Annotated in this window: 10 protein-coding genes; 9 read left to right on the forward strand and 1 reads right to left on the reverse strand. The window is 34.6% G+C overall.

Features of this window, described 5'->3' with window-relative positions; genetic code table 11:
* The first annotated feature begins 138 nt into the window (after window positions 1–138).
* The 7 genes from ACYIAQ_RS05805 (at window position 139) to ACYIAQ_RS05835 (ending at window position 6,826) form a co-directional block, all read left to right on the forward strand.
* Complete coding sequence (locus ACYIAQ_RS05805) at window positions 139–1,059, forward strand: cytochrome C5 (RefSeq protein ID WP_483562866.1); 921 nt, start codon at window positions 139–141, stop codon at window positions 1,057–1,059.
* 227 nt (window positions 1,060–1,286) lie between these two features.
* A complete protein-coding gene (locus ACYIAQ_RS05810; protein ID WP_483562867.1) occupies window positions 1,287–2,630 on the forward strand; it encodes a family 4 glycosyl hydrolase in 1,344 nt (447 codons plus the stop codon).
* Window positions 2,631–2,651: 21 nt separating this feature from the next.
* Entirely contained in the window at window positions 2,652–4,271 is a 1,620-nt protein-coding gene (locus ACYIAQ_RS05815) for an alpha-glucoside-specific PTS transporter subunit IIBC (RefSeq protein WP_483562868.1), read from the forward strand.
* A gap of 80 nt (window positions 4,272–4,351) precedes the next feature.
* Window positions 4,352–5,155 (forward strand): MurR/RpiR family transcriptional regulator, encoded by an 804-nt coding sequence (locus ACYIAQ_RS05820; RefSeq protein ID WP_483562869.1) that lies wholly within the window; start codon window positions 4,352–4,354, stop codon window positions 5,153–5,155.
* Complete coding sequence (locus ACYIAQ_RS05825) at window positions 5,136–5,627, forward strand: hypothetical protein (protein ID WP_483562870.1); 492 nt, start codon at window positions 5,136–5,138, stop codon at window positions 5,625–5,627. Before ACYIAQ_RS05820 ends, ACYIAQ_RS05825 begins: the two co-directional genes overlap by 20 nt.
* Before the next feature lie 11 nt (window positions 5,628–5,638).
* Window positions 5,639–6,121, forward strand: coding sequence for a PTS sugar transporter subunit IIA (locus tag ACYIAQ_RS05830; RefSeq protein ID WP_483562871.1), 483 nt, complete (start codon window positions 5,639–5,641; stop codon window positions 6,119–6,121).
* 99 nt (window positions 6,122–6,220) lie between these two features.
* Complete coding sequence (locus tag ACYIAQ_RS05835) at window positions 6,221–6,826, forward strand: hypothetical protein (protein ID WP_122019201.1); 606 nt, start codon at window positions 6,221–6,223, stop codon at window positions 6,824–6,826.
* A 59-nt stretch (window positions 6,827–6,885) separates the two neighbouring features.
* On the opposite strand, the gene ACYIAQ_RS05840 is transcribed toward ACYIAQ_RS05835, so the two are convergent.
* Complete coding sequence (locus ACYIAQ_RS05840; RefSeq protein WP_483562873.1) at window positions 6,886–9,879, reverse strand: TIM-barrel domain-containing protein; 2,994 nt, start codon at window positions 9,877–9,879, stop codon at window positions 6,886–6,888.
* A gap of 159 nt (window positions 9,880–10,038) precedes the next feature.
* Here ACYIAQ_RS05840 and nagA point away from each other — a divergent pair, with 159 nt between their 5' ends.
* Window positions 10,039–11,193 carry an N-acetylglucosamine-6-phosphate deacetylase gene (nagA, locus tag ACYIAQ_RS05845; RefSeq protein WP_483562872.1) on the forward strand — a complete coding sequence of 385 codons (1,155 nt, stop codon included), beginning with the start codon at window positions 10,039–10,041 and terminating at the stop codon, window positions 11,191–11,193.
* Between the two features lie 317 nt (window positions 11,194–11,510).
* A partial coding sequence (locus ACYIAQ_RS05850) for a helix-turn-helix domain-containing protein (RefSeq protein WP_483562599.1) occupies window positions 11,511–11,964 on the forward strand: 454 nt, incomplete at its 3' end.

Below are 11,964 nucleotides of genomic sequence, written 5' to 3' on the forward strand. Positions count from 1 at the left end.
ATCTTTCTTTTTGATTTTCTTAAAAAAACTATCTTTTCTATTTTAGCACAATAAAATTACTAAGAATTTGCTAAAGACAAGAAATTTGCTCAAAAAAAGTGATAGGATAATATTTCTGAAAGAAAGAGGTGTCTTTAGATGGAGCATTCGCACATGACGCGGCGTGAATATCGTAAACAGTATCAGAAGAATACAGCTAGGGTAGAAAAAGTATCTGGAACATCTTCTTCACCAGAAATACCTGCTTCACGTAGCGATTATCGACACCTTAAATTGAATTTTTGGGAAATTTTTTCCGATCGACCATACTTAGCCGTAGCAGTTGTTGTTCTTGGAATCTTTTTTATTATGGCTAAACTATGGTGGCTTTTAGGAGTATTACTTGTCCTTGTTATTATTGGCATTTTAGTAATTGGGCGCAGTCATCATCCCAACCGTGTATTAAGTCTTGAATTTAAATTAAAGGCTCAGAGAAAATTAAGTATGCTGCGAGCTTTGCAATTCGGTGGCTCAATTGTTATGTTTTTGGCAACATACATGAAAAAGGTAGTCACCGTTAATTTTTCTACAGCGGGTTCAACCGATGGCTTGCAGATTGTTCAAGGTATCTTATCCAATCGTGGCGGCGTTTATGGGCAACAAGGTTCGTATTTTTTAAGTTTATTGAATACTTTGACCGGTGGCCAATTGTGGGGCAAATACCGTTATGCAACAAATAGTGCCCAAATGATGAGTAGCCATGCGGGACGATTAATTATAATGTGGATACTACTTTTAATGCTAGCACCAGCATTCTGTGTTTTAGCCCAGTTTTTCCGTGAACCTTATGCGAGAAATACTGCTTTGACGGCATCAATTATTGCAACTTTTAGTTTTATATTAACTCCTCATTTAATGCGCAAGTGGATTACTGAATACGCGATGGAAAATCAACTAGCTCATGATCAAGCACGAGCTGCAATCAGTATTGGACCAATGGCATATGTTGCGATATTATGTGCAGTATTAGTTTTAGTAATTTCAATCTATCGCATCGTTAAACAAGATAAATTTAATTGATATTAATATTATGAACGAAACCATGTTTTAAAAGAGACATGGTTTTATTTTGGATAAAATTTGAAAAATATTTCAAAAAATGAAATGAGTAATTCAAGTTGTGAAAAGCTTATCCAGTTTTAAAGAAAGCGGATACAAACAATGCAAAAGATGATATAAATATAAATAAGCTAGCTTGAAAAAATTGTAGCTCGTCTAGAGCAGTGTTATTTAAAAAGGAGAAACATATGTCTGCAAAAGATAAACATTATTCAGTAGTAATTGCTGGTGGTGGAAGTACCTTTACACCAGGTTTTGTATTGAGCTTAATTGCTAATCAAGATAGATTTCCATTAAGGAAATTAAAGTTTTATGACAATGACGCAGAACGACAAAAGAAAATTGCTGATGCATGCGCAATTATCATGAAAGAGCGTGCTCCAGAGATTGAATTTTCTTATACTACTGATCCAGAAGAAGCATTTACTGATGTTGATTTCGTAATGGGATCAATTAGAGTTGGTAAATATGATATGAGGGATCGTGATGAAAAAATCCCTTTAAAATATGGTGTCAATGGACAAGAAACAACCGGACCAGGAGGAATGGCATATGGTATGCGCTCCATTCCTGCAATCATTGAGATTATCGACTGGATGGAAAAATATTCCCCAAATGCTTGGATGATTAATTATTCTAATACTATTGCCATTGTTGCAGAAGCTTGTCGCAGGTTTAGACCCAATTCTAAAGTTATCAATATTTGTGATATGCCTGTAGAAATCATGACGAGAATGGCTCAAATTTGTGGTTTGAATGATTATCACGATCTTGATGTTAATTACTATGGTCTGAATCACTTTGGTTGGTGGAAAGAAGTCCGAGATAAAAAAACTGGTAAAGATTTAATGCCCCAATTAAAGAAACATCTTTCTGAAAATGGTTATTGGATTGGTGGTGAATTTGATAAAGATACAGAAAACAGCTGGGCAGAAACCTTCAAGAAAGCAAAGGATTGCTATGCTCTTGATCCAGAAGTTTTGCCTAACACATATTTACAGTATTACTATTATCCACAATATGAAGTTGCTAATGCAGACCCTAATCATACTAGAACTGATGAAATTCGTGAATATCGTGAAAAACTTGTCTTTGAAGAATGTGAAAGAATTGTTAATGCTGGTACTGCGAAAGGTAATATTTGGGAAGCTAATGCTGAACATTCAAATTATATAGTTGATATTTGTCATGCAATAGCTTTTAATACTCACGAAAAGTTTTTTGCAAATATTCCTAATAATGGTGCAATTTCTAATATTGATCCTGATTCAATTGTTGAAGTACCTTGCTGGTTTGGCGCGGATGGAGTTCAACCAATGGCAACTGGTAAAGCAGGCAGATTTGAACGGGCAATGATTGTAGAGCAACAAACTTGTGAAAAATTAGTAGTGGATGCATATGAACAAAAATCTTACACTAAAATGTGGCAAGCATTTGCTCTCAATAAGACTGTTCCTGATGCCTTAGTTGCTAAAAAAATTCTTGACGATATGATTCCAGCTAATAAGCCATATTGGCCAGAATTAAAATAATCGGTAGGGGGTTGATTACATATGATGCAGAAGTTTCAAAAGTTTGGTGCAGCAATGTTTGTACCAGTGCTTTTATTCTCTTTTGCTGGTATTGTTGTTGCTATCGGTAGTTTATTTACTAATCAGGCGTTGTTTGGTTCTCTTGCTAAACCGGGAACTATGTGGAACTCTATATGGGACACAATTACAGCTGGTGGGTGGACAGTTTTTAAACAAGAAGCATTGCTTTTTGTTGTTGGTTTACCAATCGGACTAGCTAATAAGTCTAAAGGTAGAGCTGCAATGGAAGCCTTGATTACTTATATGACTTACAATTATTTTATTGGTGCTATCTTAACTCATTGGGGTTCAAGCTTTGGTATTCCAAATTTTTCAAAAATTCAGCTTATTGAAAATTCCACAAACTATGGTTTAACTGAAATAGCAGGTATTAAAACATTAGATACTAGTATGATCGGTGCTTTAGTTGTAGCCGGAATTGTTATCTGGTTACATAATCATTATTTTGATAAAAAATTACCTGAGTGGCTAGGAACTTTTCAAGGTTCAACTTATGTTTATATTTTGGGCTTCTTTGTCATGATACCGTTAGCCTTATTGACTTGCTGGGGTTGGCCTAAAGTTCAACTAGGTATTAGCGGCATGCAACAATTCATTATTAATAGTGGCTTAATAGGTATTTGGATTTTTAATTTTTTAAATCGAGTATTAATTCCAACTGGATTACACCACCTAGTTTACATTCCATTTGAGTATGGTCCTGCAGTTGTAGCCGGAGGACTTCAGCCATTTTGGTTAAAGCATTTAACTGAATTTGCAATGAGCACTCGATCTTTGAAACAATTGGCACCGCAAATGGGCTTTCAATTGTGGGGAAATGAAAAAATCTTTCTCGCTCCAATAATTTGTTTGGCGTTTTATGTTACTGCAAAAAAGAATAAGAAAAAGCAAACTTCTGCTTTGCTTCTCCCAGCAGCTTTAACATCATTTTTTGCTGGTATTACTGAACCAATTGATTTTACCTATTTATTTGCGGCACCAATATTATGGATAATTTATTCAGTGATAGCTGCTACTATGAATACTGTTATGTTTGCTTTTGGCGTTGTGGGTAACTTCACACTAGGTGGCATAGATATGGCTGCCGAAAATTGGATACCTCTTTGGGCTAATCATTGGCATACTTATCTGATTCAATTTGCTGTCGGGATTATTTTTGCGATTATTACTTTCTTTGTTTTTAAATTTATGATTGAAAAGTATAATTATGCTACTCCTGGTCGTGAAACTGATAATGAAGATGTGCATTTATTAAATAAAAAGGAGTATGAAGCCAGAAAGTCTGACCAAAGTCAACAAATGGATAGCCAATTATCTTCAAGTAATCCATATATTGAGCGGGCAACAGCATTTTTAGACTTGCTTGGTGGAAGTGAAAATATTACTGAGCTAAGTTCTTGTGCAACAAGGTTGCGTGTTTCAGTCGTTGATCCAAATAAAATGGGTTCTGATGCTCAATTTAAAGCTGCGAAAGCCATCAATGTTGTCCATCATGGCAAAGCAATTCAAGTAATTGTGGGGCTAGATGTTGCTCAGGTTTTGGAGGCAATGCAGGAATTAATAAAAAAGGATAATAATTAAGACGAAATTATATAAAGCGTTTCTATAAATGTTAATCAAGTTATAATATTTTAAGTAACTATTTTATAGGGAGCGTATTAATGTCAAAATTAAAATCTTTAATTTATCAGAATAGTAATAAATTGAATGATTCTGAAATAAGAATCATTCAATTTGTTATCAATAATGCTAAATTATGCAAAAGCCTAAGTCTATCAGAGTTATCAGAGAAATTATTTGTATCTAAATCAGCAATTTTTCGTTTGTGCAAACATTTAGGGTTAAGTGGTTATAGCGAGTTGAAATTTTACTTAAATGAAGTTGATGTGGAAAATAGACAAAAAGTAATAAATATAAATCAGCCTAATCACTTTGGTTCAGACTTAGTAAAAGAGATAGCTAACATACTAAAATATTTTCAGTCACTTGATTTAGACAAATTTTATATGGAACTAAGTAATGCCAGTAATGTTTATATTTATTCAACTGGTTGGATCCAACAAATTTTGGCAAATTATTTGTCTCATGAGTTATTAATTTTTGGGATTTCATCAATTGTACTTCCTGCAGCATTAAGTGAATTAGAGATGGTTGGTAAGATTGCCCATAAAGGTGACATGTTAATTATCATTTCTTATACAGGAGATAATAAAGTGATTAATGACGAATTGAATAAATTTGCTTTGACTAATAATAAGTTTAACTATGCATCGTTTACAGATTTAAAAAAGAGCAAGCTTGCATCTTTATCTGATTATAATTTTTATTATCCAACTGTAAAATTTACCACAAATAATGACAGTGTGTCTTTTATACTTGCATATTCTTTAATTGACTTATTAGTGAATAAATTTGGCATATGGCAAATTGAAAAGGGTAATAAAAATGACAAACCGAATAAGTAATATAGCAATAAAATTTTTAGATAGATCACATTTAGATATCAAAAAAATTATGACAATCTATCTTTATGCACTAATTATTATCCCATTATTCTTTGCGAGTTTTGTTTTACTTGAAACAATTATTTTAAAACAAAATGTTTCTACAATATTAGCAGTGAATCCAATGGTTGCAATTGATATGATTGTTACAATAAGTGATTTTATTTTGGGTTATTACTTATGGTTTAAAAAAGCAAATCTTTTAGCTGATTTAGGAAGTTGTTATTTTTTCATGACTTGTCAGTTAATTAGTCAGATACTTGTAGGTAATCTTTTCTGTGCGGTTTTAGCAATATTTGGAATAATTCGTACACATAGTGTAGAACATAATTATGATGAAAGTAATAAAACGTTAAGGCTATCCGCTATTATTTTTTTGACGTTGTATATTTTTTGTTTTTTATTGATTGTTCTAATAAGTATTAAGAAATAGTGAGTAACAAAATGTTTAAGTTATTTAAAAAACATAGATTTTCTATCTATGCGGTGTGTGATGGCAATTTGATTTCAATTACGGATGTCAAAGATGAAGTTTTTTCAACAAAAATGCTGGGTGATGGTTATGCTATTAAGCCAACCACTGGTGGAATTTATTCACCAGTTTCAGGTACTGTCACTACAGTGTTTCCGACTAAACATGCAATTGGGATTACTACAGAAAATAATTTGGAAATTTTAATTCATTTAGGGTTAGATACTGTTACTCTAAATGGTAAACCGTTTGAAGTCTTTGTTAGTCAAGGTGATGTTGTTAAAAAGGGTGATCATTTAGCTGATATGGATATCAAGATGATTGCTAATGAAGGTTATGACAATACAGTCATTGTTGTTTTAACTAATATGGATATTATTAGAACAGTTTCTGAAATTTCACCAGGAGATGTAGTACATGGGAAAGAAGTTCAAACTATTGAGCTTAATAGTTAAATAAATATTTAAAATACACAATATCATTAGTTGATATTGTGTATTTTTTATTAAGTTTATATGATATAATATGAAGAAATAATAAAAGGAGAAAAATAAATGAAAAAAGCAAAAATAATTACTTTAATTACGGCCTTGGGGCTGTCCTTAGCAGGAGTAGCTACGGTTGCTGTGCACCCTGAACAAACTATTCAAGCGGCCGCAAAAGGTAATAAATACGGGCTTGTCAAACGCTATACCTTACCGCAAAGTTTACGCGGGACATGGTATACCCAAGTTTCAAATATGTCACCAATGAAGATCACTAAGCATTCTTTTTCAAGACCTGGGACTAATGGAAAAAAGCTTTACGCAGTTGTCTATGTTGTTGGTAAAGTTAAGGGAACAAATAAATATCCTTGGCAAATGCCAGGTAAGTTCGACAAGTATTATGAAAAAGCGATGAGAATTGAAAAAACACGCAAGATGCGGGGATTAAAATGGACCGTGATTGGACCAGTGGATGACCATGCTCCCAAGATGGCAACAGCTTATACCATGCATGAAGAAAACATAGATGGGCAAACAGTTAAAGTCGTCTTTGAAGCAGATTATACAGGTAAAGTAGTAAATCAGTACTTTACAACGCCAGAATTAGCTCAAAAATATAGTAAGCAAAAGTTCACTGATATGACTTATTTTAATTTAGGCGACTTATTGCAATAATAATTCTTAAACAAAAAGTCTAAGTTCTCGAATTTGAGAACTTAGACTTTTTTAGTATATTATTTTTTAGCGCGATAAAAGAGAATTTCACGTGCAGCAACCATTGCACCAGATGAGTGATAGATAGTTAGGCGAATTGCTTTAGCCCGAACGTCTCGTAAGCCAATCACTTTATTTTTACTATCGGCTTTCCATTTTAAATGGTCAGCGTAAATAGTATAATTTGCACCATCGGTTGATATAGCAAGGCTAAGATCAGTAGGATCGCCGTCATGATCAATGTTACGAGGTACAAATACCATTCGGCTCAATTTTTCTATTTCTTTAAAAGTAAAAGTTAGTTGCAGTGGGTTATCTTCTAAAACTGATTGATTGCTTTGCCATTCACTGGCTAATTTCAAATCAGTTAAGTAAGCCAACGGATGTTGTGAATTGCTTTCAAAATTACATGCCGTTTGAATATCTTGAATAGCATAAGAAATTGCGGCTGGTTTAGTAATTACGCCAAAAAGATCTGACCATTCTGAAACTTTACTGCCAGAAACATAACGCATTCTAATAATGTATCGTGTGTTGGGTGAAAGCTCATGGAAAGTAAAACTTTTACCAGTAATTCCTTCGTAAATCAAATGATTAATTTCAACTTGAACACTACTTTGTTGAGACCAAGCTAATTCAAATGAGTGCGCGGTTATTTTACTTGAATCAACTGCTGGTAATTTGGGCGAGGATAAGAGCCCACTGGTAATTGCATGAACCAAAACATGGTCGCCATATATCAAATTCTGGACAATAATTTCAATTTTAGTATTGGAAAGCTCATGACTAGCTAACTTAATTTGTAATGCCGTTTGTCTTTGTTTTTGATATGAAGAAAATTCCGGTAAGACATAATTGGTATTATAGAAAATTCCTTCGTTAGCATGGTTAAAAGCTTCGATAGTTCCATATTCTTGTATGGAAACTATTTGATCGTTGATTTTAACTGTTACTTGATCAGGATAAGCATCACACATAATTGTTAACTTGGTTTCTTGATTGCTATTGAATCCGGGGTAGTTACCTTTAATCGGGTCAAGTGTCACAATCAGCTTTTCGTCATTATAGGTACTTTGAATATGGGTTTCACAATGATTATGTTTAAAGTCCGTTAGATCAGAATCTGCATAAATTGTTGTTTCGCTACTTCCCTGAGGATAGATAACAAAATCACGTTGTCCTAAATCCAGAATGCTACCGCCGCGAACAAAAACTGGTAGATGCCATAATGGATATGAGAGATTATTGTAAACTCGCCCGCCAGCATATTTTTGGCCAGTAAAAAAGTCAATCCATATGGTGCGAGGACCTGGCAAGTAAAGATTATCTTTGCGAGTATTGCCACGATCATCTTCTCGACCATTAGTTACTGGGGCAATTAAGAAATTATCGCCGAGCATGAATTCGCTATCAAATTGATCGGTATAGTTAGATCGTTGTTCAGGAAAGGCTAAGAATAAGGGACGCATAATAGCAAACCCAAACTGTGCTTGTGCGTTTAAAGTATATAAATAATTCTTTAATTTAGCATGTAGCTTTAGATATGACTGATTAATTTCAGTTATTTTTTTATTATAAGCGAATGGAATTTTGCTAAAATTTCCTTGATCATCCAAGTTAAATAGTAGGGGAGTAAAGGTCTTCCATTCGAAGTCACGAACATATATTTGAGCATTGCCTCCACCTTGCGCACCATCAACGGCAGCTCCAACTAACGGCTGGCCCGAAAGATTTGCCCCGAGTATTCCTGCAACCTGTGTGGCAATATTTTCCCAATTACCGCCTATTCCAGCAAAAATTAAAGCAGCTTTTTTTTGCATTCCCATAAAGCCATTATCACTCAAAACTAGTGGTCGTTTGAGTTTTAAATGAGTTGCCAATTGTTCATTATCTGAGTTTATTAGTTCGACGTGATTAGTGAAAGTAAAAGTCGTTTTTTCTGGTAGTGCAATAGGTTCTTTATGCCAGAATCCGGGATGAACATCTTGTCTAAGTGCATAGTCATTAAAGAAGTCTAGCGCTTGGTGATTAGGCATTGGCGCTTCATAGTTGGGAACTAACCAGTTTAAGTGAAAGTTAGCCATTTGGTAACGATCAATTAAGCCGCGCGCAGAAAACTGGTAATCTTCTTCTCCATTAAGAGATGCTTTGCCAGCCGCATCTGCATCTGTATTGGTACGAGTGTAATAATTGCTTCCAAAACGAGTAGCATTGCGATCCTTAGCTTTGCTTGGTTTCCATAAAGTTGTGCAAAAATTGCCAATATGTCCTAAGCCTAATGCATATTTGGGTAATAATAGTGGTTGTCCTGTCAAAGTATAGTATTTTGCAATAATTTTTTGGGGAGTTTCGCCAAGTAGATAAAAGCTGTCGAAAATCTGGTCATGATGCATAATAGTAGTTAAATTTTGCACATTTTGTCCAAAGTCATATGTTCCTGTTTGAGTGGTATTGCGCAATTCGCCGTAACCAGCGTTTGACCAGAAAAAAGGTACTTGCAAAGGGATGCCACCTTGACCCGTAATTTGATTACGGCTAATTTCAATTTTATGACCCTTATGACTAAAATAGCCATTCTGCAAGCCACCGCCAAAGTAAAATTCGCTTTTCTTTTGAACTAAAAGTTCACTTGTTGCATTATTTGCCAATTCAAGTGGCTGGGCTTGAGCCATGCGAGTGCGATGAATTGTTTCATCGAAAATACTCATTACAGCTGGTTTTTGTCCAAAAATAATTTGATAATTACCTGATTGAATAATTAGCGAATCATTCGTAGCACGAACTTGTGAATTCTCGAAAGCTGTATTATCAAATTGCTCGAGTTCGCCAAGTGGACTCCGTTTTTCATTAAAAGTTTGTTCAGGATCAAGTAAAAAGCGGAAAATACCATCAGCCAGAATGTAAAAATGTGCTACTTCACCAGTATTAAAGTGTAGTTCATAATAGTTTTCACATTTGCTGGCGCCAGTTAATGCTCCTAATTGATGTTTATTTGTTTGATTATTTTGTATCATGATTTTTGCTTTCTTCTTCAATCTTTCTACTACTACATATTATAACTAAAAAATAAAAACTTTCCGTAGTATTTGTGATTGAACTGGTAAAGACCAATTGATTAAGCTAAAATGAAGTCAGAAAATACCAGATTAACTTTTAATGGAAAGGCAAAAAAGATGACCTATTATATTCATGCAGATAAATTTTTTCTTGAAAATGTAACCGAAGATGGTGGTTACTTGGAAGTTCAAGATAATGGTAAGTTTGGCTTCTATTATTCAGAAAATGAAAAACCAGCGGGAAAAATACTTGATTACGGTGGTAAATGGATTGCTCCTGGCTTAGTTGACACTCATGTGCATGGTTCACTGAATGAAGATGTCATGAGAAGTGATTGGGATGGAGTCAATCGGTTGGCAGAAGGATTTTTGCGATCTGGGGTGACTAGTTGGCTGCCAACAACTTATACGGCAGGTGCTGATACTTTAACTAGAATTTGTCAAATGTTTGGAGCACATAAAGGAGAAGAAACTGGTGCCAAGATTCAAGGCCTTCATTTTGAAGGACCGTATTTTACAGCTGAACATGCTGGGGCTGAAAATCCTAAATACTTGCTTGATCCCGATATTAACCAATTTAACCAATGGCGTGACGATTCTCAAGGATTACTCAATAAAATTTCGCTTGCACCGGAAAGAAAAGGAAGTAAGGAATTTATTAGGGCTGCTGTGCAAGAAGGCGTTGTTGTTTCATTGGGACATTCAAGTGCTGACTATACTCAGGCTAAGGCTGGAATTGAAGCAGGTGCTTCAATGTTTACACATACTTTTAACGGCATGCCAGATCCATCACATCATGCCACCTCAATTTCTAATGCGGCTATGGCGTTAAATAATGTAACTGCCGAATTAATTTGTGATGGTCACCATGTGAATAAGGAAATGGTGCGCGCACTGGTTAAGGCAAAGGGATCTGAACATATTTGTCTGATAACGGATTGTATGGAAGCCGGGATGATGCCAGATGGTGATTACATGTTAGGTGAATTACCGGTCTACGTTAAGGATGGCATGGCTCGGTTAAAGGATGGTGACAATCTTGCTGGGAGCATTTTGCAACTTAATACCGCTTTGAAGAATGTGGTTGATTGGAATGTGGCTACTCCAGAAGAAGCCGTGATGATGGCTTCTTATGTGCCAGCCAAAAGTGCCCACATCTTAGATAAATGTGGGTCTATTGCTCCAGATAAAGAGGCGGACTTCATAGTACTGAATCAGGACATGACGTTAAGTGAAACTTACTTAAACGGCGAATCACGTTACAAGGCATAATTTTAAAATATAATATTGCGGCCTCACATATTACAAATTAAATATGTGAGGCTATTTTTATTTAAAAAAGCAAGTCATATATGGTTTGGATTGTACCAAGCCTTAAATGGTGTTAATCTAATGTGAAATTTATTAACGAACTATTGGGGGGCTAAACGATGATTATTAATGTGTTACAACATACTCCTAACGAAAAACCTGGTTTGATTGAAGAAAATATAACTAATTCTCGAATATTTTAGGTCTAAAAAACCGCTTCTCAATTATTGAAGCTAACCCCCGGAATTGGACAAAGATTCCAATTCGGGGGTTTTCTTATGTCTAAATATTTACTAAAAACAAAATTAGAAGCAGTAGATTTGTATCAAAGAGGATTTAGTACAAAAGAAATTCAAGAGAAATTACATATCACATCACGTAGATCTATTGATGGTTGGATCAATAATTATCAACAGTATGGTAACAGAGGCCTGGAAAAAAGCTTTTCTAAGACAAGATATAGTGGTCAATTTAAATTAGAAGTCTTAAACTGGAGAAAAGAACATGGTGCCAGCTATCAAATTACTGCCAATCATTTTAATATTAAACAACATTCCACTATTGCGAATTGGCAAAGAAAATTAAATGAAGGCGGTGTTGATGCTTTATTTATTAAGCAAGGACGACCATTAATGCATAAAAAGAAAATTAAAGCAAAGAAGCATAAATATACTTCTCAAGAGTTAACTGAACTTGAACGTCTACGTTTAGAGAATCGTGCATTACATGTAG

This window comes from Lactobacillus sp. X-49 (genome assembly GCF_057063645.1).

What these genes read in the sequence shown, in the direction of transcription:
- ACYIAQ_RS05805 (WP_483562866.1), top strand. Translation starts at nt 139, where the DNA reads ATGGAGCATTCGCACATGACGCGGCGTGAATATCGTAAACAGTATCAG.
- ACYIAQ_RS05810 (WP_483562867.1), top strand. Translation starts at nt 1,287, where the DNA reads ATGTCTGCAAAAGATAAACATTATTCAGTAGTAATTGCTGGTGGTGGA.
- ACYIAQ_RS05815 (WP_483562868.1), top strand. Translation starts at nt 2,652, where the DNA reads ATGATGCAGAAGTTTCAAAAGTTTGGTGCAGCAATGTTTGTACCAGTG.
- ACYIAQ_RS05820 (WP_483562869.1), top strand. Translation starts at nt 4,352, where the DNA reads ATGTCAAAATTAAAATCTTTAATTTATCAGAATAGTAATAAATTGAAT.
- ACYIAQ_RS05825 (WP_483562870.1), top strand. Translation starts at nt 5,136, where the DNA reads ATGACAAACCGAATAAGTAATATAGCAATAAAATTTTTAGATAGATCA.
- ACYIAQ_RS05830 (WP_483562871.1), top strand. Translation starts at nt 5,639, where the DNA reads ATGTTTAAGTTATTTAAAAAACATAGATTTTCTATCTATGCGGTGTGT.
- ACYIAQ_RS05835 (WP_122019201.1), top strand. Translation starts at nt 6,221, where the DNA reads ATGAAAAAAGCAAAAATAATTACTTTAATTACGGCCTTGGGGCTGTCC.
- ACYIAQ_RS05840 (WP_483562873.1), bottom strand. Translation starts at nt 9,879, where the DNA reads ATGATACAAAATAATCAAACAAATAAACATCAATTAGGAGCATTAACT.
- nagA (WP_483562872.1), top strand. Translation starts at nt 10,039, where the DNA reads ATGACCTATTATATTCATGCAGATAAATTTTTTCTTGAAAATGTAACC.